The following is a 22689-nucleotide window of genomic DNA, read 5'->3' on the forward strand; positions in this document are numbered from 1 at the left end:
ACAACCCATGCGGGGCGCCCGCCCGCCAGCTACCTGGCGGGCCAGGTAGCATGACGCGCGCGTGGCGCGCGTGGCGACGCGACCCATTGCAAGCGGCACGGCCCCGGTGTTCAGCAAAGCTCCGCGGCGGCCACCCACGGCATCGTCTCGAACTGCCTGAGAACGGTGTGCAGCGATCCGGAGAACCTGTCGGCAAATGCGATCGTCATGTCTTCGACGTCACGTTTACGGTTGCTCGTAATCCGTACGTCCTCGATGGCATCTGCGACCGGCATCAATACCTGCCACACTGCGGCGACCCGCATGCAGCCGCGCCTCGTACGAACCGTAATCTGATGGCCTGTGGCCTTTAGTTGTCCGGTGGTTTCCGGTGTCATTCTTCAGCCCTCTCGATGTATCTGATTTGTTATTGGCACGGACGATGCATCTACATTCGCCCGCGCGGTTGATGCCACCACTCATGATGATCCAGCTGTCGTAGCAGTCGTGCCCGTCTGCGCTCACGGCGATAGTGATCAATCACCATCAGCATTGCGATGCCGAGGGCCGAGCCCCCAATGATCAGGCCCATCCAGGTCTCACTCATGACACGTTCCTCTCATGGAAGCACAGGGGTGTTGCGTGAATGGTTCACGCCGCTTCGTCCGATGTTCCGGGGCGTACCGGCGCGGTGTGTCGCGTTACTGCATGTGCTGGCCACCGTTGATCGCGATATTGGAGCCGGTCACGAAGCCGGCATCGTCCGAGCAGAGATAGAGCACGAGCGCCGCGACTTCCTCGGGCTTGCCGAGCCGTCCCATCGGGATATGCGGCAGGACCTTCGTATCGAGGATCTCCTGCGGAATCGCGGTGACCATCCTGGTGGCCAGGTAGCCCGGCGAAATCGTGTTGACGGTGACCCCTTTGCGCGCCACTTCCAGTGCTAGCGACTTGGTGAAGCCGTGCATGCCGGCCTTGGCCGCGGCGTAGTTGGTCTGGCCGACCGAGCCTTTTGAACCGTTGACGGACGAAATATTGACGATGCGCCCCCAGCCTCGTGCGACCATCTCTTCGCACAGCGGCTTGGTCATGTTGAAGACCGAATCGAGGTTCGTGCGAATGACCGCATCCCAGTTCACCTTGTCCATCTTCCTGAGAGTCATGTCCTGGGTGATCCCCGCGTTGTTGACTAGGATGTCGACCGGGCCGACCTCCGCCCGAATCTTGTCCGCGCAACGCTGGCATGAGTCGTAGTCGGCCACGTCGACCGGGTAAGCGCGGAAGCTCCGGCCCTGAGTTTCCATGTCAGCCAGCCATTTGTCCGCACCGGTGTTGTTCGGCGAGTGCGTGACTACCACCGCATACCCTGCGTCGTGCAGTTTCGTACTGATCGCTTCTCCCAGGCCGCCCATGCCGCCCGTTACTACTACGATTCGTTTCGTCATCCTTTCCATCCGTGATCGTAACGTCTGCGAGGATCGTGAATACCCAATGGCGGTCTCGCATACCCGCCATTGTTTTGCCACAATGCGCTGCCGCCTCCAGCGTCGAGGGAGGAACGGCTACGGCATTGATTGAACTGCGCGGGTTTTTATAGGCTTGTGGTATTGCGCGAATGGAGCCGGGTGCGTCAGCTCGCGGCGATATGCCGCGCCGGCGCACTGCTCAAAGATTCCAGATGCCCCGAATGGTGTTGCTCGCCTGCCGGTTCAGGGCGGCGAGTTTCTGTGCCCTTCAAACGCTTCGCTGGCGAGCGAAAGAAAAATCGACGCATTCGTTCGGCAGAATTTCAGCAAAACTTCGGACGAAAGGTCTCTCATTGCTTCTCCCTCGATTGATTTCGAACCCGCTTGCCCCGGAGACGACATGCGCAATGAATGTGCTGAATGTCAGTCGGAAACGATTCCAGAGCAAAAGTATTATTAGTAAGACTGAATAAACACCACAAAACCAGTTCGGCCCGGATCGCACTTCTGATCGTCGGTATTCAACAGTCGAATGACGACACGGTGTCCATAATCGGGTCGCGGCCGATCGGTTGGCCATAACCCTCGTCAGTCCGGCCGTGCCGCTGACCGGATGCTTCGCCCTGGATTTCAACTGTCATGAAATGACATAACAATCGATGTTAGAAGGTTCATTCTAACTTCAAATTGTTAAATTTTTGAGAAGAAGGGCTAGGTAAATACCCTTATTCCGAAAGGTCGGCTATCAGAGGAGATAGTCGAGCTAAGTCGACGTTCGAACGTCCGAACGAAGGACGCGCATGGCCAGCGATGATGAGTGCGCTCTCCGATTGCTTCGCGGAGCACCCCAACAATGTCACGAAAATGTCCCAAATGACAGGACACTGCAGTGAGCACCACCGGATGCATCATTGCATGTCATGCAAGAAAATGACAATTCAGCCGACGCTGTCAGACACTTCTGCCTGGGCCCGGCCGGCTCGCTGCACGAGGGGCGGCTGCCCAAGGAGCGTCGCTCGTCCGCGGCGCGTGCTGTAGAGAATGGCGAACGCTGCGGCGCGGCACGCATAGCGAATGCGTGTCGGCAGCGGTGAACGGGGCCGGATTTCGAAGGGCAACGCAGGCGCACATGGAACACCGTTCGCACGCGAGCGTAAGATGGAAGCGATTGATCGATGAGTTTCAAGGGGGCGCCATGAAGGCGGTGTGCCCGCTGCACGGGCCAACGACCATCGTCGGCACGAACGCGTTTGGGTTTCCGATCTATGCCTGTTGCCGCGACGACGTTCCTTATGTCACGCCGCCGGACGCCTGTACGCGTGAACCGGCGCAACGCGGACAAGAATCGAAGCCGCCACCGCGGCAGCCTCGGGCAAACAAGGAACCACGCTGACGTTCGCGGGCAACGTCATACCCGCAGCGAAACCTTATCGGCTCCAGTTGCAGTCGATCAACGCATCAACGAGGCGCCAGTCCTGCCAGTCGCAAAAGTCGAGCATCAGCGTGCCGCATGGTTCCGGACGAGCCGCGAGTCGCTCCGCAAGTTGCTCGTGAATGCCGCGATGCCGTGTATCGCCACACGCCACGACGACCGGCGCCGCCGCCATCCCCGTGCCGCTGCAAAAGTTGATGACCCACCGCTCGCCGCACAGAGCGGGGGCGAGGTTCAACAGTGAATCGATGGCGCGCCATTTGTAAGCGATCGATGTCGGCACCGGCACGCGAAACTCGTCCTGAATGGTGAATGGCGTGGGCACGACGTCGATATCGAACGTCGCGTTCTCGGGCCAGACTGTCAGGTCGATGCCGAGCGGCTCTTCACTCGCGAAGCGCCGCAGTAGCACGATGCTCCCGCGTACCGCCTCCAGCAGCGGCCGCCCGGAAGCAAGGTGCCAGCGCACATCCGCATGTTTTTCCACATACCATTCGAAGGTCGCGGCAAATGCGCGGGCGCAGTCGCGCGCGGGCCATTCGTCCTTGACGGACATGACGATACATTCGCCGCGGTGAAGCGCGAGAAACTGAGCGCATGTCCGCACCACATCGTCGAAAGTCAGGCCCAGCGAGATGCCGCCGTGATGAATCGCGAAGCGATCACGCACATGGCGGCAGCGGATGTCGAGGACCCGCACGCCATGGTGCAACTGATCGTCGAGCGTGGCATGCTGCGTGCGCGCGAGCCGGTCATCGATCGTGTAGGCGCAGGTGTCGTGGCTGCCCGGCAAGGTCAGTGCGGACAGCAAGCGGCTGCCATCGATGGCCGACATCCAGTCAGCCGGCGAAACGGTGTGATCAGTCAGGGCAGGGCGCAAGAAAACCTCTGGATAAGCAAAGCGTCTGCTGCAGCGGCGGCGTGAAGTCGGAGCCCCTACTTCAACCCGCCCGAAAAGCCCTGCAGCAGATAGCGCTGCACATAGCCCGCGAGCAGAAGCGTCGGCACCGACGAAATCAGCCCCGCGCTCATCAGTTCACCCCAGTCGATGCCGTTCTCGGTCACATAACCCGCCATGGCGAGCGGCAGCGTGAAATGACTCGGCGACGAGACGAACAACAGCGCCAGCAGAAACTCGTTCCACGCGATGATGAACACGAAGATGGCGGTGGCAACGAGACCAGGCGCGCACAGCGGCACGACGATGAAGACGATGCGCTGCGCGAGGTTCGCGCCGTCGAGCGCCGCGGCCTCCTCGAATTCGATCGGCACGTCGCGCACGAACGGCAGCAACATCCAGATCGCCATCGGCAGCGCGTACAGCTGATAGGCGAGTATCAGCCCAAACAGCGAATCGAGCAGATGGAGCCACTTGGCCAGCGAAAACAGCGGTACGGCCACCGTAATCGGCGGCATCAGCTTCAGTGCCAGCACGAGCAGCAGGAACAGCAGATCGAGGCGCGCGGGAAATGCAAGCCGCGCGAGGGCATAAGCGGCCGGAAAAGCCAGCGCGAGCGCGAGCAACGTGGCGCCTGGCGCGACCCACACGGAGTTCAGCACCGACTGGGCCATGCCGCTTTCCCACACCGCCGCGAAATGCTCGAACGTGGGCGCCGAAGGCCACAACGCGAGCGGATGGGCGAGGCGTTCCAGCGTCGGCGTGAAGGCCGCGCCAGCCATCCATATGCACGGCAGCAGCAACACCGCCAGCGCAGCGATCCGCAACAGCCCTCGCACCGCGGCAGCGGACGAGCGTCGCGCTAAACCCTGCAAGCGTGCGAGAGGCATCAACGGTCGCGCTTGACGGCCGATTTCCATATGTATCCCGAGACCAGCACCGCGCACGTGAGCAGCATCAGTACCGAAGCCGCGCTGGCGGGTCCTACGTTGAAGAACCGGAAACCCGTGTCGTAGATGTACGTCGACAGCGTTTGCGTGGCATTGCCCGGACCGCCGCCCGTCAATGCGTACACCTTGTCGAACAGCTTGAAGGTGTCGATCGAGCGCAGCAGCATCGCGAGGGCGACGTGGGGTGCAACGAGCGGCAGCGTGATGTATCGCAGGCACTGCCATTCGTTCGCGCCGTCGATGCGGGCCGCCTCGGCGATTTCAGGCGGAATCGACTGCAGCCCCGCGAGAATGATCAGGAATGCCATCGGCGTCCATTGCCAGACATCGACCAACATCAGCGACCAGAGCGCGAGGTGCGGATCGGATAACCAGGGCACCGCCGGCAGACCTGCCGCCGTGAGCAGCGCATTCAGGAAGCCGCGGTAATTGAGCCAATTGCGCCAGATGGCGGAGCACACGAGCGTGGAGAGCATCATCGGCAGCACGGCGAGCGGCAAGGCGATGCGCCGGCCCGGAAACGCGCGCACGAACAGCAGCGCGAGCGCGAGGCCGAACAGGACTTCAGCGAGCGAGGCCACGCTCATGAACTGGATCGTATTGACGAAACTCGTGCCGAACTCGCCGTCCGCAATGACCGATCGATAGTTGGCGAGCCCGATGAACGAGCGATGCCCCGACGCGTAATTCACCGAGAAAAACGAATCGATCAGCACGCGCGCCATCGGATAGAGCGCCAGCATGCCGAGCACGAGCGCGGCTGGGCTCATCAGGACGATCAGCGGCAGATAACGTCGCAACCCGCTCATCGACTCTCTCCCACGCTTGTCTGCGCTGTCACCGCCGCTTTCACTGCAATGCGGCGTTGGCCTGGGCGATCTTCTGCGCCGCCTGATGCAAGGCTGCGTCGGGCGCGGCCTGCCCCGTCAGCGCGAGTTGCAACGCGTCGCCGAGAATCGCCTCGATCTGCTGCCAGTCTTTCACGCGAGGCCGCGCACGGCCCGCTTCGAGCGCCTTCAGCTGGTCCGGGTACCAGCGATACTGCTTGACGAGCGTCGGATTGACGAAGACGCTCTTGCGCGTCGGCGGAATGCCGAGCACGGCCAGTTGTGTTTGCGTGGCCGACGAAGTCAGATAGGCGAGGAAATCCGCCGCCACTTTCGCATGTGCCGCATCTTTCGCAATACCCATTTGCCAGATGCCGAGCATCGGCGCCGGCCCTTTGACCTGACCGGGCGGCGGTTGCAGCGCGACCTGGCCGACGACGCGCGACTTCGCCGGATCGTCGAGCGCGGGCAGCCAGGCGGGCCACACTTCGATGGCCTGCGCGGCCGTGCCGCCTTGCAGGGCGTCTCGCACTTCACCGGCGCCATATACGTCGACGTCCTTCGGCGCCCACTTCTTCAGGGCGAGCAGCATCTTCAGCGCGGCCAGCGCTTCGGGCGAATCGATCGTGACCTTGCCGTTGGTGTCGACGACATCTCCGCCATAGGCCCAAAGGATCGGTAGAAAACCGGTGACGATGGGGTTACCCTTCACGCCGCGAAACACGACACCCGAGACGTCCTTGTCGGCAGTGCCGATGGTCTGCGCGATCTTCAGCACGTCGTCCCAACTGCGCGGCGGCTGCAGGCCGCGACTCGCGAGCAGATCCTTGCGATAGGCGAACATCTCGACATTGCCGACGATCGGCATCGCGTACAAGGTTCCCGTCGACGTGCGTCCGAGGGAGATCGTGGACGTCACCATGTCGGCATCCGCGAGCGTGGCGGGCAGCGGCTGAAGCCATCCGTTGGCGATGAATTCGGGGGACCAGGTGTCGTCCATCATCACCAGGTCATAGGCGCGCGTGTTTTCGCGTAATGACAGCTTCAGTTTCTGATACAGGTCGTTGTTCGGCAGCTTCAGCAACTCGATATCGACGCCCGGGTGCTGTTTCTTGTAGCCGTCCACCGCCTGCGCGAGTCCGCGGCCGTAGATGTCGTCCCGGCCCGCGATCACGAGATCCGCGGCATGGGCACCAAGGGCGGCGATGGACAGGCAAGCCGCGACGCAAGCCGCGCGCAGGCAGGCGAACAGGGTCGTCCGCTGGATCATTGAAGCCATGGCTCTTGAATTCCTCCAGGGGAAAGGCGTATGCGTACGATGAGTCCAGAGCAACCCACCCCGCTTTTTTTTGATCGCGCGCAGCGTTGCGAAAAATAGATGCCAGATGCGGCAGCGGGAATTGCAGCAACCTAGCATGACGTACATGTGTCAGCAAGCAAGGTTGCCGGGTAGTGTTCGGACCCGCACGCAGGCACGCTTGGCCGCGTGGTCCGTTTCCGCGCCGCGACCGCCCTCGGCTGATCATGGCGCGGGTTGGTCCATTGAACCGCCGCACCAACCCCGCAAAGCGATGCGGCCACAATGCTTCGGATCACGAATGAGCGAGAGGATGAAGGCCGCTAGTCTCGCAGTCCATAGCCATCGCTCTCACTATGGACAAACCGCGTCCGGTAGCGCGGGCGGCAAAATTTTTTCCGCTCTGCACCATGAAATCCGTAGGGACCCGGTCATCGTTTGTACCGATTGAGCGCCGCGAGTCCCGTGAATATTGTTGTGTGCGCATTCTTCAAATGCTGCGATGTGGCGGGCAAATGTTGCTCAACGATCCTTTCGAATCGGAGATGCATGATGTCCAGTAACAGTGTGTGGCGAAACTTTCATTGCGTCGTCGTGACGGGGATGGTAGCGGCGGGCCTGGCTCTGCCGGCAGGCGCCCATGCGGCGGCAGAGCCGATCAAGATCGGCGTGATCAGCGAAGAATCCTCGGTGGCGGGCGCTTCGATCAGCAAGGCGGCGCAACTCGCCGCGGACCAGATCAACGCCAGCGGTGGCGTCGATGGCCGGCCCATCCAGATCGTCGCGTACGACGACCATTCATCGGCTTCGGACGGCGTGCGCGCCTTCCAGCGCGCGGCGACTCAGGACAAGGTGGTCGCTGTGATCGGCAGCTACATCAGCGAAGTGGCGCTCGCGATGGAGCCGTGGTCGGGACGCCTGAAGATGCCCTTCATCACTCCCGGCGCGGCTAGCAACGACATCTCGAAGCACGTTCACGACGACTACGACACACTACAAGTACACGTTCCACGGCTGGATGACGTCGGCGTTCATCGCACAGTCCATCTGCGACTTCTCACACGACGTTCTGGTCGGCCAGTTCAAGATGAAAACGACGGTCGTCATGAGCGAGGACGCGGCGTGGACCAAGCCGCTCGACGAACGCTACCTCGAATGCCTGCCCAAAGCGGGACTTCAGGTGCTCGATCACATCCGCTTCAATCCTGACACTTCCGACTTCACGCCGATCTTCAACCAGATCGAGGCGAAGCACCCCGATACGATCACCACCGGCATCAGCCACGTTGGCGTGCAGCCGACCGTGCAATGGCACGACCAGCAGGTGCCGATCCCGATGTCGGGCCAAAGCTCGCAGGCCACGACCACGAGCTTCTGGAAGGACACGAACGGCGCGACGGAAGGCGTGATCACGGCCTCGGCCGCGGCGCCGGGCGTGGCGATCACGCCGAAAACGGTACCTTTTACGGATGAGTATCAGAAGAAGTTCGGCGTTTCTCCGGCGTATTGCGGCTTCACGAGCTACGACCTCGTCTACATCCTCGCGGACGCGATCAAGCGCAACAAGGGCTCGACCGATCCGGACCAGATGGTCGACGCACTCGAGAAAACCGACTACGTGGGCACGATCGGACGCTGGCAGTTCTACGGCAAGAGCGATCAGTTCACGCACGCGCTGAAGTACGGGCCCGGCTATATCACGGGCATCGACCTGCAATGGCAAAACGGCAAGCAGGTTGCGATCTGGCCCAAGTCGATTGCCAACGGCGCGGTCAAATTCCCGACCTTCATGAAGGTGCAGCAGGCAAGCGCGAACTAGCAGCGCGACGATCGCGACTGTCCGGACCCGCGCGTAGCGAAGGCCCGGACAGCGCACGCATCGACACCTTAACCAACATGAAAGGCCGGGCATGTTGCTACTGCAGATTCTCGTCGACGGCTTTGCGATCAGTTCGCTCTACGCGCTGGGCGCGATCGGTTTCACGTTGATCTTCGGCGTCTCCGGCATCTTGAATCTCGCGCACGGCGGCGTGATGCTGGTCGCGGCGCTGATGGGCTGGATGCTCGCGGGCGAGGCGGGACTTGGCACCTATCTCGGCACGCTGCTCGGCGTGTTGGCGGGTCTCGTGACGGCCTTCGTCACCTACCTGATGGTGGTGCGGCCCATTCAACGCTCGGCCGCGATTCCCGCCGAAGAGAAGGAAATCTTCGTGCTCACCGGCACGCTGCTGTGGGGCATCATGATCCAGCAGGGCATGGCGTGGCTATTCACCGACAACCCGGTGACGATGCGCCCGCTGATCAGCGGTGTGGCGATGGTCGGCAGCGTGCGCGTGCCGTTCAACGAAATCATGATCGCGGCGGTCTGCTGGGCCGTGATCGCCATGTTGTGGCTGTTTGTGAACCGCACGCGCGCGGGCAAGGCGCTGCTCGCGGCTTCGATGAACCCTCGTGGTCTCACGCTGCTCGGTTTCGAACTCTCCCGAATCTATCTTCTCGCGTGGAGCATCTATGGGGTGCTGGCCGGTATCGCGGGCGTGCTGCTCGCTTCGTTCCTCGGCGTGAGCACCAACAATGCGGGGCAGCTCACGGCCAGCGCATTCTCCATTGTGGTGCTGGGCGGGCTCGGCAGCGTGTCCGGTTCGCTGATGGCCGCGTATGTCGTCGGTTATCTGGAAACCATTACGGCCTATCTGATCGCGCCGACCCTGCGGCCGCTGCCCGCGTTGCTGCTGCTGGTGCTCGTGGTGTATGTAAGACCCCAAGGCTTCCTGGGACGCCGCTAACAGTGCGAATGGAGCGTACCCCCATGTCCGTTCTTCTCCGTTCGCGTGGCGCATGGTTCGCCGTTGCGCTCGTCGCGATGGCGGCGACGTTGCCGTGGTGGCTTTCGGGCTACATCCTCGGCGTGCTCACGGTTGCGTATTACTTCGGCGTGTTCGCCATGTCGTGGGACCTGTTGTTCGGCTTTGCCGGCGAGGTCAACTTCGGGCCGACGTTCCTGATCGGACTCGGCGCCTATTCGGCCGCGATCCTCGACGCCAGATGGGGTCTGCCCATACCCGTTTGCGTGCTCGCTGGCGGCGGCGTCGCGCTGGTGGGCGGTCTGCTGCTGGCGGTGCCCGCGCTGCGGTTGCGCGGTCCTTACTTCGGGCTGGTTACGCTCGTGGCCGTGCTGCTGCTGCAAAACGCCATCGTGATCTTTGCGGGCATAACTGGTGGCGAGATCGGCATGATGGTGCCGGACGTGATGTCGGTCGATGCGAACCATAACTACTGGATCGCGCTCGCGTTCCTGATCGTTTGCGCCGTCCTGCTGTTCGGCCTGTCGCGTTCGGCAGTCGGTCTGATCCTGCAGGCAAGCGGCCAGGACGCGACCGGCGCGCAGGCGCTGGGTTTCAACGTCACGCGACACAAGCTCGTGGCCTTTTGCATCAGCGCCGTTTTCTCCGGCGTGGCCGGCGCGATGCTGGTGTTCTACCAGGGCACGGCCTCCGTGAGCACGGTGGTGGATCTCAGCGTGGGAGTACAGATCATCATCGCGGCCGTGCTCGGCGGACGCCGCACGATACTCGGCGCGGTGCTCGGCTCGATCTTCCTGATCGTCGCCGGCGAGTTTCTGCGCCCGCTCGGCCAGCTCAACACATTCGTCGTCGCGGCGGTCGCACTGGCGGCGCTGCTGTTTTTTCCAGACGGTCTGCTCGGCAATCTGCTGCGTGCGAGGGAGCGCCAATGAGCGACACGCCGCTGCTCTCCGTACGCGGACTGACCAAGCGCTTCGGCGGTCTCGTCGCCGTGAAGGATATCGGCTTCGACATCCGGCCCGGCGAGATTCTTGGCCTGATCGGACCAAACGGCTCGGGCAAGTCGACCGTCATGAAGCTGATCATGGGCATCGAGCGGCCCAACGCGGGGTCGGTCAAGGTGAATGGCGTGGAGATGGCCGGCTGGGCGCCGCACCGGATCGCGCGCGCGGGCGTGGGCATCGTGTTTCAGCATTCGCGGCCGCTCCATCGGCAGACGGTGCTGGAACACATCAAGCTCGCGCTACTTCCTGATTCGCTCGTCAAGCTGGCCGCCGAACCGCACGTGCACCAGCGCGCGCAGGAAATTGCCTCGCGTGTGGGCCTTGCCGCCGTCATGCATCGGCATCCCGCGACACTGCCATTTGCGGATCTGCGCCGCATGGAGATGGCCAAAGCGATTGCGCGCGACCCGCAGGTCGTGCTGGTGGACGAGCCGTTCGCGGGACTGACGGTGGCGGAATCGGAGGCGTTTTCCGAGCTGATTCGCGGCTTTCGCGCCGAAGGCCGCGCGGTGCTGCTGGTCGATCACAACGTCAAAAGTCTGTCCGCGCTCGCCGACCGCGTGCTCGCGATGTACCTTGGCGAGCATGTCGCCGAGGGCACCGCCGAACAAGTGATGCAGAACGAGACAGTGCGCCGGGTCTATCTGGGCAGCAAGCTGGAGTTGCGCCAGCGCACCGGAGCCGCGGGCATTGCCAGGCCCACGATCCTCGAGGTGACCGGTGTGCGTGTGCTTTACGACAAGGCGTGCGCACTCGACGACGTCAGTCTGCAGGTGCGCGAGGGCGAGTTCGTATCGGTTGTCGGTCTGAACGGCGCGGGCAAGACGACGCTTTTCAACGCGCTCTCGGGCCTCGTGCCGTACAAGGGGACGATTCGCTTCGACGGGCGCGATCTGCGCGGCAGCAGCGGTGCCGCGATCTCGCGCGCCGGCCTCGTGCAATGCCCGGAAACGCGCGAGCTATTCGGCGACATGACGGTACGCGAGAATCTCGAACTCGGCGGATATCATCTCGCCGATACGGTGCGCGTCAAACAGCTGTCGTGGCTGTTCGATCTCTTTCCGATCCTCAAATCGCGCCAGGGCCAAACCGCGCGCACGCTTTCCGGCGGCGAGCAGCAAATGCTCGCGATCGCGCGCGCGCTGATGACCCAGCCGAAGCTGCTGATTCTCGACGAACCGACACTGGGGCTCGCGCCCGTGATTCTCGAGCAATTGTCGAAAGCGCTGGATTCGCTGCAAAAGTCCACGCCCATTACCGTACTGCTGGGCGAGCAGAACGTCAGGTTTGCGCTGCCGCATGCGGACCGTGTCTACGTGCTCGAACATGCACGCATCATCTGGGAGGGCAGCGCTTCGCGCTTCGAGGCTGAGATGGGGCGCGGCTTTCTCGAGGCAGCGCCTACCGGTGAGCCCGACGCCACGACCTCCGGCGACGCGCGCAGCTAAGGCCCGCAGCGGCAGGCGAGCCCATAGCGCCGCATCAGGACAGGGACGCAAAGCGAAATCGACCCGCCGCCTTCGTCAACAGACCGGTCTGCTCGGTCAGCGACGCGGCCGCGGCGGCTGCCTGCTCGACCAGCGCGGCATTTTGCTGCGACATCTGGTCCATCTGCGTAATCGCCCGATTGACTTCCTCGATGCCATCGCTCTGTTCGGCCGAGGCCGTCGCGATGTCGCTCATGATCGACGTGACGCGGCTGACGGCCGTCTGTACTTCGCCCATGGTCTCACCGGCCCGACCGACCAGGCGCGAACCGTCCGCGACGCGGGCTGTCGACGCGTCGATGAGCTCCTTGATTTCCTTCGCCGCTGTCGCTGAGCGCTGGGCGAGATTGCGCACCTCGCCAGCGACGACGGCAAAGCCACGTCCTTCCTCTCCGGCGCGAGCAGCCTCGACAGCCGCATTCAACGCAAGGATGTTGGTTTGAAAGGCGATGCCTTCGATCACGCCAATGATCTCGCCCATCCTCTTCGCACCGTCGTGAATGTCGGTCATCGCGGCGATGACCTGACGCACCACGTCCGCACCCGCACCGGCCGTCGTCTTCGTCGCGTCGGCCAGCTCGCGCGCTTCACGCGCGTGCGCGGCGTTCTCCGTGACGGCATTGGTGAGTTGCTCCATGCTCGCCGCCGTTTCCTCGATGGACGCCGCCTGCGTCTCGGTGCGCGCCGACAGGTCCGCGTTGCCGGCCGAGATCTGCTGGGTCGCGGATGCGATCGACTCGCTGCCGCGCGCGATCTGTCCGATCATCGTGCCGATGTCCTTCTGCATCTGCCCGACGCTTCTGACGAGGCGACCCATTTCGTCATCACTGTCGAAGCGCAATTGCTGCGACATGTCACCCTGAGCGAGTCGCTCGACATGGCGCACCGTCATATCGATCGGGCGCGCGATTGCGCGAAGCAGCGTGAAACCGCAGGTGACGCAGGTCAGAAGACCGACGGCGATCGCGATTCCGGTAATTGTCACGAGGGTGTCATAGCGGTCCTGTGCCGTCTTGTAACGCACATTACCCTGCTCGTTGCGAAACTTGTCCAGATTCGCGGTTTTCTGCGTGAGAGCCGCCGACAGCGGTGGCATCACGACCATCGCATCGTGGTCGGCGGCTTCATGGTCGCCACGGCTCATCGCGTCCATCATCGGTTCGAGTGCGCCATGCAGCATCGCTTCCCGGGCGTCGGCCACGGCCTTCGACAAGGCCGCCTCGGCCTCGGAAACGGGCAGTGCGCGGTACTCTTTCCAGGCCTTGTCGGAGACCGCAAGATAGTTGCGGGCCTTATCGATGAGCGCGGCTCTGTCCGCTGCTTCCGGGTGCAGCAGCACGCGGTCGAGCGTGGTACGCACTACCGTCAGGTTCAGGTTGGACTTGCCGAGCGCGGTTGCGGCAGCCACGTCGTTCGTGTACGCCTGCGCAACGGCATGGTTTGAACCACGCATGCCGGCGATCCCCAGCACGCCGGTCACGGTCAGCAGGAACCCGAGCAAGGCGAGTGTGGCGAGAAGACGGAACTTGATGGTCAGTTTCATGCTGAATGCGGTGGAGTGAGGTGTCTCTGCATTAACGGCACCCACCCGGAAAAGTTCAGTTCTATTGATGATTCGGCGAGCCGTCGAGAAGCGCGGCGGCTTCGGTCGTCGGTGCCGGCGGGATCGCCGGTTGCGCGGCAGGACCAGGTGTGTGGAAGTGAGGCGTATTGTCGCGATCCAGCACCGCGCGCGCCAGGTTCCTGTCGAGTTGCCCCTCCCAGCGAGCGACGACGACGGTGGCAACGCCATTGCCGATCAGGTTCGTGACTGCGCGCGCCTCGTTGAGAAAGCGGTCCACGCCGAGCAGCAGCACGAGGCCTTCCACGGGAATCTTGTGCATCGAGGCGAGCGTCGCGGCCAGTGCGACGAATCCCGCCCCGGCCACCCCCGCAGAACCCTTCGACGTGAGCAGCAGTACGCCGAGCACGAGCAACTGGTCCCAGATGCTCAGGTGGACGTTCATCGCCTGGGCGATGAACAAGGCCGCCATCGTCAGATAGATCGCCGTTCCATCGGCATTGAACGTGTAGCCGGTGGGCAAGACCATGCCGACCACCGGGCGAGCGCAGCCCATCGCCTCCATCTTGATCAGCATCTGCGGCAACACCGCTTCCGTCGACGCCGTGCCGAGCGTAATCAGAATCTCGTCCCTGATGTAGCGGAGAAACTTCCACAGCGATAGCCCGCACATTTTCATGACGAGGCCGAGCACGACGAACACGAAAAAGAACGAAGTCAGATACAGACAAAGCATCAACTCGCCGAACGATGCCAAGGTGCCGATGCCGTATTTGCCGATGGTGAAGGCCATGCCCCCGAACGCGCCGATCGGAGCAACGTACATGACGATTCGCACGACGCCGAACATTCCTTGAAGGAACATGTCGAGCATGTCGACGAATGGCGCGGCACGAGGTCCGAGCTTTGCCAGCGAGATGGCGAGCAGGACTGAAAAGAAAATGATGGGAAGCATCTCGCCTTTGGCGAATGCCCCGACGATGCTATTCGGAACGATGCTCATGAAGAAGTCGAGCATGCCGTGTTGCTGCGCCGCGTGCGTGTAGGTCGAAATCGCAGCGGCATCGATCTGCGAGGGATCGATGTTCATTCCGCTGCCGGGTTTGATGACATTGACGACCACCATTCCCGCTATGAGGGCAATGGTCGACGCCAGTTCGAAATACAGGAGGGCTTTCACGCCAACCCGGCCCGCTTGATGAAGGTCGTTCATGCGCGCAATCCCGACCACGACCGATGCAAAGATGATCGGTGCAAGCAGCATCCGGATCAGCTTGATGAACAGGTCGCCCAGCGGTTTCATCTGCGAGGCGAGCTCGGGGTAGAAGTGGCCGAGCAGGACACCGGCCACGATCCCGATGAGGACCTGAACGTACAGCTTGGAAAGTGCTCTTGTTACTTTCGATACTGGCATGTCTGTCTTATATGGACGCCTCCCGGTTTGCCAGGTGATATTCGGTGTGTGACGGACAGGATGAGGTTGCAGACTTATATCCGGCCTGTGGTGCGGATGGTGATCCGCTGGCCCTGATGGAATCTGCCGGGGAAGTCCTCATCTCCTGCGAGTCCTCGAAGGACAAGACAGAATTCAGGTTTGCTTCCCCGCGGTCCGACCTGTTTCGCCATCACATGTATATCAACCTGCGCAACCTATTAGCGACCACGTCTCCATAGTTAGTTGATCTTCTACGCAGCGTGAGCCACGTAACCAGATTGGTACGTTCGAGCGTGGGCAAGCAGCGCCCAGATCGTGCGTGCCGTTTTGTTTGCGAGCGCGACGACCACTACATTGAACGGTCGTCGCGCGAGCAAACGTTGCAGCGCGTCGCTCAGGTGCTTCGGATGCGAGAGCACTGCGCGCGCGCCGTGAATCAGCAAGGTACGCAAGTACACGTCGCCTCTTTTGCTGATGCCCAGCAGCTTGACGCGACCTCCCGTGCCGCTTTGCCGTGGCACCAGACCGAGGAACGCGGCGAACTCGCGCCCGGAGCGAAACGTACTCGCCTCGCCGATGGTGGCAATGGCGGCAGTCGCCGTGAGCAGGCCCACACCCGGAATGACGGCGAGCCGCGTGGCCCCTTCGTCCTGGCGCAACCATGCTGCGAGCCGGTGTTCAATGGCACGGATGTCGCGCGTGAGCGCTTCGATACGCTGCAGTTGTTCGCGAAGCGTGTCGATGACCATGGCGGGCAAAGCGTCGGCCAGCTCGCCGAGCATGCGGGCCGCGTCGCTCATGCTGTGCGAGCCGCGATGCACTGCCGCGCCAAACTCGTACAGCAAGCCGTGCGTCTGGTTAATCTGCATGCGACGCATCTTGAGCAGTTGTGCGCGCACGCGGTGCAGCGTCAGCACCGCTTGCTGCGCTTCGCTCTTCACAGCGACGAAACGCATCTCCGGCCGTTGTGCAGCTTCCCAGATCGCCTGCGCGTCTGCCACATCGGTCTTGTTGCGCTTCACAAACGGTCGGACGAATGACGGCGCAATGAGCCGGACTTGATGACCGAAGCTCGCGAAGCGGCGTGCCCAGTAATGGGCGCTGCCGCACGCTTCCATCGCGATGAGCGCGGGCGCCTGCTTCGCGAAGAACGTCACGAGCTGTTCGCGCTTGAGCTGACGACGGTTGATCTCGCCTGTGTCCATGTCTACCCAGTGCACCTGAAAGACCCGCTTTGCCAGGTCCACGCCAAACGTCGTAGTCTTCATTTCGAGCCCTCCTTACCTCAGTGGTCGTTTTGACACCACCACTTTGGCACTCTGATGCCGTCGGGTATAGCGAGGGCTCCGCCGTTCCTACTGCCTCTCCTATCCGACGCGGGAGGGAGGCGTCCATACCATCTCCTGTGCATGGCGTCTTCAAAGGGAAAATGCGGCCCTCCCACGCGGTAGCGTGGAAAGGCCGCATTGAGCCGGCTTCGTTCCGTCTTTATATGAGCCATTCAACCGGGAATATTGGTCGGTGCCGTTGCGCGCGCGCGTTATTCAGCCAACTTGCGCATCTCGGCGATGAGGTCGGATTTGCCTTCGAAGCCGATGCCGGGCAGCTCCGGCATCGTGATGTATCCGTTATCGACACGAACGCCGTCGGGGAAGCCGCCGTATGGCTGGAACAGGTCCGGGTACGATTCGTTGCCGCCAAGTCCGAGGCCTGCCGCGATGTTCAGCGACATCTGGTGCCCGCCGTGGGGAATACAACGGCTGCGCGACCAGCCATGCTGATGCAGCATGTCGAGCGTTCGCAGATATTCAACGAGCCCATAGCTCAACGCGCAATCGAATTGCAGCCAGTCGCGATCGGGACGCATGCCGCCGTAGCGGATCAGGTTGCGAGCATCCTGCATCGAGAACAGGTTTTCGCCAGTTGCCATCGGCTTGTCATAGTAGTTGCGCAGCGTCGCCTGCAACTCGAAGTCGAGCGGGTCGCCCGCCTCTTCGTACCAGAACAGGTCGTACTGCGACAGGGCCTTCGCATACCTGATCGCCGTATCGAGGTCGAAGCGGCCATTGGCATCGACCGCGAGCTTCTGGCCGTCCTGCAGCACGCTGAGGATCGAGTCGATGCGTCGCAGGTCTTCGTCGAGCGAGGCACCGCCGATTTTCTTCTTCACGACCGTGTAGCCCCGGTCGATGTAGCTGCGCATCTCATCCTTGAGCTTTTCGTGGTCCTGGCCCGGATAGTAGTAGCCGCCCGCCGCATAGACGAAGATCTTGCGGTTGGCCTCGCCATTGCCGTACCGTTGCGCGAGGAGCTGAAACAGCGGTTTGCCCGCGATTTTCGCCACCGCGTCCCAGACGGCCATGTCGATCGTGCCGATGGCGACGGACCGCTCACCGTGGCCACCGGGCTTCTCGTTGATGAACATCGTCGCCCAGATCTTGTGGGGGTCGAGGTTGTCGCCGGAGTCGTCGACCAGCGAGGCAGGGGCGGCCTCGAGCAGGCGCGGGATGAAGCGCTCGCGCATCAGCTTGCCCTGACCGTAACGGCCGTTCGAGTTGAAGCCGTAGCCGATCACCGGCTTGCCGTCGCGAATGACGTCCGTGACGACCGCGACGAGACTCAAGGTCATTTTGCTGAAGTCGATGTAGGCGTTCCGGATCGGGGAACTGATCGGAACGGTTTTTTCGCGGATTTCAACGATTCTCACGCCACTGTCTCCAGAGATTTGAACAGTTATTGAGCCACACCGGCTTCAATGTGGTGAATAGCTTAGCCGCGAAAGAGCTTGCTAGAATTCACTTACGTTCACTACATATTTCACCAAAAGTGAGTACTGCCCCCGCATCCGACTTTGAGTTCTTCATTCTCCTGGCGAAACTCAGGAGCATGTCCGGCGCCGCCCGGGCGCTCGATCTGAGTCCGCCAGCGGCGACCAAGCGGCTGGGGATCATCGAGCAGCGGCTCGGCGCGCGTCTGGTCAACCGGACCACGCGCAGCGTCAGCCTGACGCCCGAGGGCGAGACCTATCTGCGCTACGCGTCCCAGATCGTCGGGCAGGTCCGCGAGATGGAGGAGGCCATATCCGGCGCCAGACGCGATCCGCATGGGCCGTTGCGCATCAACGCGACGCTCGGTTTTGGCAGGACCACCATCGCGCCGCTCGTCTCTGACTTCGCAAAGCGTTTTCCGAATGTCGAAGTTCAGTTCGAGGTGACAGACCGGCCGGTCGATCTCGTCGAAGGGGCCTTCGACATGGCGATACGGTTCGGCGAGCTACCCGACAGTCGCCTGAGCGCGAGGCGCATCATGAGCAATCGCCGCTTTCTTTGCGCGTCCCCGAAATATCTGGAACGTTCTGGAACGCCCGAGCGGGTGGAGGACCTGCACCAGCATCGCTGCATCATTCATCGGCAGAACGATGACGCTTATGGCGTGTGGCGCTACATCGTGAACGACCACATCGAGGCGATCAAGGTGAAAGGCGCGCTATCGAGCAATGACGGCGACATTGTCCTTCGGTGGGCGCTCGACGGTCATGGGATTCTGATTCGCTCTGAATGGGATCTGGCCAAGTATGTACAGAGCGGGCGCCTTAAGCTGGTGCTGCCGAATACCGTGCTGCCGTCCGCGGACCTGTTCGTCTATTACCCCAGGCAGCGCAATCAGACCGCGCGGGCACGCGCCTTCATCGACTTCCTCGTCGATCATTTTCACGCACCGTTCACACCGGTCGACGCCACCGTCGAAGTTCCGGAGAGGAAGAAGTGGGTCTCGCGAAAGTGACGTTCATGTCGCGAGGACAGCGCTCGTGAAAAACCGCCGCAAGAATGGCGACCATTACTGGGTATGCGCGAACGTCACACCGGTGATTGAAAGCGGCAAGACCGTCGGCTATCTGAGCGTTCGTACCAAGCCTTCGCGCGACGAAGTGAAGCTTGAAGCGTGAGTCGTCGCTTACGCTCGCTCGATGATCGTTCCCTTTCGGGGCGGACCGCTCGGATCGTAGTGGAGGTCTGGCGCATCACTGCCGGTTTTTTCCAGCGGCTCGATCTTTGCAGTCAACCTAGTTCGAACGAACTCACCCCGAACACGCGTTGCACGGGAATGGCCGGCGGGGCGCGAGTGTACATTCGCGCCGTTTCGAACGCGCTAACCATGCCGTAGCGTTCAGCGAGCGCTACGGCGGCCGCGTTGACCTCCGGCACGTCGAACGCGATGACTTCGCCTGCGACGCTCGCGACCAGTCCGTCGAACAGATCGTTGGCGATCCGTGCGTCGTCGGCAAAGAGCGGACCGATCTTGTAGCCGGTCCCGCAACGGCGCAGCACGCCGTACCCCCTTATCTGAGCGTTGCGCACATCCGCCAGGGCCAGCGCCTGTGGCTGCGCGATCCAGTCCGCCAGGAAGCGGGGACGGGCGGTCGAAAAACATGCGCTGTCGTAGGCAACCAGTTGCGCGAACGGTACCTCCCGCGCGTTCGTCAGGTTTGGCGTCGACGCAGCTTGCACGACGCCCTGGAAGCGGATGTTGCGATAGGCGAGCTGGAAGCCGGATTTTTTATAGTTCTGCTGCTGGGCAACGACACCATCGAGGCCGATCGTACGATCTCCCAGATAGCGCATCGCGTGCTGCCAGGTGCGCAGACCGAAACCCCTGGCGCGAAACGCCGGCTTGACGATGTAGAGGCCAATGAAACCGAAGCGCTCATCGTAGGCGACTGCCGAGATACATGCCACCGGCTCCCCGCGCCAGGTACCGACGAAAAAGCCATTGGGGTCTGCATTCCAGAAGCACCTCGCGTCGTCGAGGCCCGGATTCCACCCCTCTGCCGCAGCCCATTCGACCGCCAGATCGACCTCGCGGAACGCCATGTTGCGCACAAGGAAATCGTCACGATCATCCATGATCAAACGCATCAACGTGATTGGCTACAACGTCTACGCAGGCGTGAAGACGACAGCGCCCTGCTCGGCAACTTGCGCGAAGGTCCGAGCGAAGCGGTAGGCCTGTCCTTCAATGACCAATTGGTTGAATCCTGACCGCGTGGTCTCCAGAAGCGCGTGGACCAGCTTGTTCGGAATGGCCGCGCAGCTCGTCCAGTCCGCGTCTGGCTCGCCAGGATCACCAAGGTAGACTTCGCAATTTTCGCCTTGAGAGAGCACAAAAATCAGGCTCTTTCCTTTGTCTAGCGAAAGCTCCAGGTACTCTGAAAGCGTAGATGCGGGGTCGCGAGAGGAAGAGTTCATAAGTGGCCTTTTGTGGGTCGGGCGTGGCATCCAAATAGGTAACAAGACATGGCACACCTCGAAGACGATCAGACCGGCAACTGGCCGGGCGCACCATCCAGAATGCGAAGCTTGTCGTCGATGTCGGGAAGCTGATGGCCAGCCGCGCGAAGCTCGTTGACAAGCCGATGCGCAGTTGCACAACACTGCGCAAGCGTCTCATGCAGTCGCGGTTCGCCCCGCAAACCGGTCACCACCTTTTCCAGCTCGGAGGGGGGCTCGCTTAGCAGGGCGGGAACCACCTCTTCCGCCGGGATCAGCGACCCGTGGCTCAAAAGCTGGGCCGTCCACTCGCATCCATACAGCAGCGTCCGTCGCTCAGCCCGTTTCGCTTCTTCCTGCTCCAGAGTCGCGAGACTGTGCCGGTTCTTGTGAATCGAAGCGCGCCAGGTCGCAAGTATGTCGGCGCGCAACGCTGCAATTGCATTGCCGAGCGACGTGCTCTGTCCGCCAACGACGAGCCGGCGTTCGTCGAGCCTGTCGACGTGGTCCCGGTATCCTTCGAGGAAGGGCTGCCAGTTCAAGGGCAATTCGGTCGTCTCGGAGAACGACCGGCTAGTCTCGTTGAGCTCGGTCCTGATGTCCTCGATGGCCCGAGCGTCGGCAAGCCGTGCCTCATAGACCTCGTAAGCCGTCACCATCTGGCGATGAAGGGCGAAAAGGGGATTCTTGTGGCGGCGTTGCAGGTGTCGCTCGGCGGCGCCGGGATGAGCGCTCCATCTCCAGTTGGGCAGCGATTTCGCGTCGAAGTCGACCGCGTCTATCATGGGCCGGAATACCGCCAGCCCCTCTTCGGTTGCATGCTCAAAACAGTCGGCCAGTTTGAAGTCGTTGCCTTGCATGTCGGCGCCTTCATTCCCGGCATAAGGCGAGTCCGGTGCGAGCCTGAGGAAAGCAGTAGCGAGGAAAAACTCCATGGGTAGCTCGACGGACAGACCCTCCAGTCGGAAGGTGCGCTGTTGAGCGGAAAGGTCCTCGACAGAATGCGCGAGGCGGTTTTCGAGGTCGAGGAGCGAGTCGATCTTGTCGCCGGACGACGGTTGCATGGCGTCGGCGAGCAGGCACAAAGACTCACGCACCATTTTTGCCGCGATCGTGCCGTGCTTCTCGGCGAAAAGCCACAACCAGAGGGCAAGCTGATACCCCCGGACTCCGTTTCGCGCGAGCGTTTCGACTTCGGGCGCAAAAGTAATTCCAGGCGCGGCCCAGTTCGCAAACGGTGGCGAGTCGCTGCCCAGGTACATATCCAGAAGCTGCTTCAACGACTCATGCGTGCCGCTCGGCCAGCTTCGCGTCTCGTCGTACCGCTTCTCGGTCTTCCAAAGTTTCCAGGCCATCGTGAACCTCGCAAGAGTGTGCGGGATGCGGCTTGGTGAAGATACTTGCACACTCGGTCGGGGGCGTAAACCGGCGGTTGACCTTGTTGACCCGGAGAGGTTGCCGCGGTGCGATTGGGGTTTAAAGCGGGTCAAAACGCTATGAGGATCAATCGGCTTTTGGTCGATCGGTGCCGCCATAAGTCAGGCTTTCTCGGCCTGCTCGATCCTGGACTGGCGCGACTCGGAAACGGCGTCTGGGCGCATTCGAATCCCGCGGCTCGTGGTCGGTCGAGGTTTCGCTCACGCGCGGTTAGTACTAGGCTAGAAGCCGGATCGACGAAGACCGGCTGGCGCGCGAACCATCCACGGTCGCGTTGGCCCGTGTTCGACGTGTTTTCATCGGCGTGTTGCCGCAATGGAGCGAGGTCCACCATGCAATTGTCCGCCGTCAAGGTCGTCAAGCCCGAAGCGACCAACTTCATTCTCGGGCAAAGCCACTTCATCAAATCTGTCGAGGATATTCACGAAGCGATGGTCGGCACGGTGCCCGGCATCAAGTTCGGTCTCGCGTTTTGCGAGGCTTCCGGCAAGCGCCTCGTGCGGCGCTCCGGCACCGACGAAAGCCTCGTCGAGATGGCATGCCAGAACGCAACCAACGTCGGCGCGGGCCATAGCTTCTTCGTGTTTCTGGGCGACGGCTTTTTCCCCGTCAACGTGCTGAACACGATCAAGGCCGTGCCGGAGGTCTGCCGCATCTTCTGCGCAACGGCGAATCCCGTCGAAGTGCTGATCGCTGAAACAGATCAGGGGCGAGGCATCGTCGGCGTGGTCGATGGTTTTTCGCCTGTCGGCACGGAAAGCGCGGAGGACATTCAATGGCGCAAGGATCTTTTGCGCACGATAGGCTACAAGCTGTAGCGGCTGCGCATTCACCCGCTTCACGCG

The 22689-nt window shown here is 62.0% G+C and carries 20 protein-coding genes and 1 pseudogene; 7 read left to right on the forward strand and 14 right to left on the reverse strand.

What is annotated here, in order from left to right; translation table 11 throughout:
• Window positions 1-110: 110 nt before the first annotated feature.
• The 7 genes from OKW37_RS39640 to OKW37_RS39670 form a co-directional block, all read right to left on the reverse strand.
• The gene (locus OKW37_RS39640) at window positions 111-377 is read right to left on the reverse strand and encodes a hypothetical protein (protein ID WP_429401845.1); all 267 of its coding nucleotides are present in this window, start codon (window positions 375-377) and stop codon (window positions 111-113) included.
• A 50-nt stretch (window positions 378-427) separates the two neighbouring features.
• Window positions 428-586, reverse strand: a complete 159-nt coding sequence (locus tag OKW37_RS39645) for a hypothetical protein (RefSeq protein ID WP_429354342.1) — start codon at window positions 584-586, stop codon at window positions 428-430.
• Between the two features lie 94 nt (window positions 587-680).
• Window positions 681-1424, reverse strand: coding sequence for an acetoacetyl-CoA reductase (phbB, locus tag OKW37_RS39650; protein WP_184069596.1), 744 nt, complete (start codon window positions 1422-1424; stop codon window positions 681-683).
• A 1448-nt stretch (window positions 1425-2872) separates the two neighbouring features.
• Window positions 2873-3757 (reverse strand): phosphatidylinositol-specific phospholipase C, encoded by an 885-nt coding sequence (locus OKW37_RS39655; RefSeq protein ID WP_429401843.1) that lies wholly within the window; start codon window positions 3755-3757, stop codon window positions 2873-2875.
• A 56-nt stretch (window positions 3758-3813) separates the two neighbouring features.
• Entirely contained in the window at window positions 3814-4665 is an 852-nt protein-coding gene (locus OKW37_RS39660) for a carbohydrate ABC transporter permease (RefSeq protein ID WP_429354345.1), read from the reverse strand.
• Window positions 4665-5534: a carbohydrate ABC transporter permease gene (locus OKW37_RS39665; protein WP_429401841.1), complete on the reverse strand. Its 870-nt coding sequence runs from the start codon at window positions 5532-5534 to the stop codon at window positions 4665-4667. The genes OKW37_RS39660 and OKW37_RS39665 overlap by 1 nt, the downstream gene beginning before the upstream one ends.
• 40 nt (window positions 5535-5574) lie before the next feature.
• Window positions 5575-6831, reverse strand: a complete 1257-nt coding sequence (locus OKW37_RS39670) for an ABC transporter substrate-binding protein (protein ID WP_184067929.1) — start codon at window positions 6829-6831, stop codon at window positions 5575-5577.
• 570 nt (window positions 6832-7401) lie between these two features.
• Here OKW37_RS39670 and OKW37_RS39675 point away from each other — a divergent pair.
• From OKW37_RS39675 to OKW37_RS39690, 4 genes and pseudogenes are all read left to right on the forward strand, one after another.
• Window positions 7402-8668: pseudogene (locus OKW37_RS39675) on the forward strand (ABC transporter substrate-binding protein).
• Window positions 8669-8759: 91 nt separating this feature from the next.
• Window positions 8760-9635: a branched-chain amino acid ABC transporter permease gene (locus tag OKW37_RS39680; protein WP_090810933.1), complete on the forward strand. Its 876-nt coding sequence runs from the start codon at window positions 8760-8762 to the stop codon at window positions 9633-9635.
• Between the two features lie 23 nt (window positions 9636-9658).
• The gene (locus OKW37_RS39685) at window positions 9659-10585 is read left to right on the forward strand and encodes a branched-chain amino acid ABC transporter permease (protein WP_429401836.1); all 927 of its coding nucleotides are present in this window, start codon (window positions 9659-9661) and stop codon (window positions 10583-10585) included.
• The gene (locus tag OKW37_RS39690) at window positions 10582-12105 is read left to right on the forward strand and encodes an ATP-binding cassette domain-containing protein (RefSeq protein ID WP_429401834.1); all 1524 of its coding nucleotides are present in this window, start codon (window positions 10582-10584) and stop codon (window positions 12103-12105) included. The genes OKW37_RS39685 and OKW37_RS39690 overlap by 4 nt, the downstream gene beginning before the upstream one ends.
• Before the next feature lie 34 nt (window positions 12106-12139).
• On the opposite strand, the gene OKW37_RS39695 is transcribed toward OKW37_RS39690, so the two are convergent.
• The 4 genes from OKW37_RS39695 to OKW37_RS39710 form a co-directional block, all read right to left on the reverse strand.
• On the reverse strand, window positions 12140-13687 hold the full coding sequence (locus OKW37_RS39695; protein ID WP_429401832.1) for a methyl-accepting chemotaxis protein: 1548 nt from the start codon (window positions 13685-13687) through the stop codon (window positions 12140-12142).
• Window positions 13688-13748: 61 nt separating this feature from the next.
• The gene (gene dctA, locus OKW37_RS39700) at window positions 13749-15119 is read right to left on the reverse strand and encodes a C4-dicarboxylate transporter DctA (RefSeq protein WP_429354350.1); all 1371 of its coding nucleotides are present in this window, start codon (window positions 15117-15119) and stop codon (window positions 13749-13751) included.
• Window positions 15120-15391: 272 nt separating this feature from the next.
• On the reverse strand, window positions 15392-16408 hold the full coding sequence (locus tag OKW37_RS39705) for an IS110 family transposase (RefSeq protein WP_429401829.1): 1017 nt from the start codon (window positions 16406-16408) through the stop codon (window positions 15392-15394).
• Window positions 16409-16680: 272 nt separating this feature from the next.
• A complete protein-coding gene (locus OKW37_RS39710; protein WP_184068557.1) occupies window positions 16681-17847 on the reverse strand; it encodes a mandelate racemase/muconate lactonizing enzyme family protein in 1167 nt (388 codons plus the stop codon).
• A 179-nt stretch (window positions 17848-18026) separates the two neighbouring features.
• Between OKW37_RS39710 and OKW37_RS39715 the strand changes: the two genes are divergently transcribed.
• Window positions 18027-18923: a LysR substrate-binding domain-containing protein gene (locus OKW37_RS39715; RefSeq protein ID WP_429332692.1), complete on the forward strand. Its 897-nt coding sequence runs from the start codon at window positions 18027-18029 to the stop codon at window positions 18921-18923.
• A gap of 25 nt (window positions 18924-18948) precedes the next feature.
• Complete coding sequence (locus OKW37_RS39720; protein WP_184068571.1) at window positions 18949-19086, forward strand: hypothetical protein; 138 nt, start codon at window positions 18949-18951, stop codon at window positions 19084-19086.
• Window positions 19087-19198: 112 nt separating this feature from the next.
• Here the strand turns inward: OKW37_RS39720 and OKW37_RS39725 are convergent, their stop codons facing one another.
• From OKW37_RS39725 to OKW37_RS39735, 3 genes are all read right to left on the reverse strand, one after another.
• Window positions 19199-20044, reverse strand: a complete 846-nt coding sequence (locus OKW37_RS39725; protein WP_429401827.1) for a GNAT family N-acetyltransferase — start codon at window positions 20042-20044, stop codon at window positions 19199-19201.
• A gap of 33 nt (window positions 20045-20077) precedes the next feature.
• On the reverse strand, window positions 20078-20386 hold the full coding sequence (locus OKW37_RS39730) for a hypothetical protein (RefSeq protein WP_429354354.1): 309 nt from the start codon (window positions 20384-20386) through the stop codon (window positions 20078-20080).
• A 68-nt stretch (window positions 20387-20454) separates the two neighbouring features.
• Complete coding sequence (locus OKW37_RS39735) at window positions 20455-21762, reverse strand: tryptophan leader peptide (RefSeq protein WP_429401825.1); 1308 nt, start codon at window positions 21760-21762, stop codon at window positions 20455-20457.
• 414 nt (window positions 21763-22176) lie between these two features.
• Between OKW37_RS39735 and OKW37_RS39740 the strand changes: the two genes are divergently transcribed.
• Window positions 22177-22662: an adenosine-specific kinase gene (locus OKW37_RS39740; RefSeq protein WP_018422486.1), complete on the forward strand. Its 486-nt coding sequence runs from the start codon at window positions 22177-22179 to the stop codon at window positions 22660-22662.
• The last annotated feature ends 27 nt before the right edge of the window (window positions 22663-22689 follow it).

It is taken from the genome of Paraburkholderia sp. MM5482-R2, from assembly GCF_050436125.1.
GTDB classification, from domain to species: Bacteria; Pseudomonadota; Gammaproteobacteria; order Burkholderiales; family Burkholderiaceae; genus Paraburkholderia; species Paraburkholderia tuberum.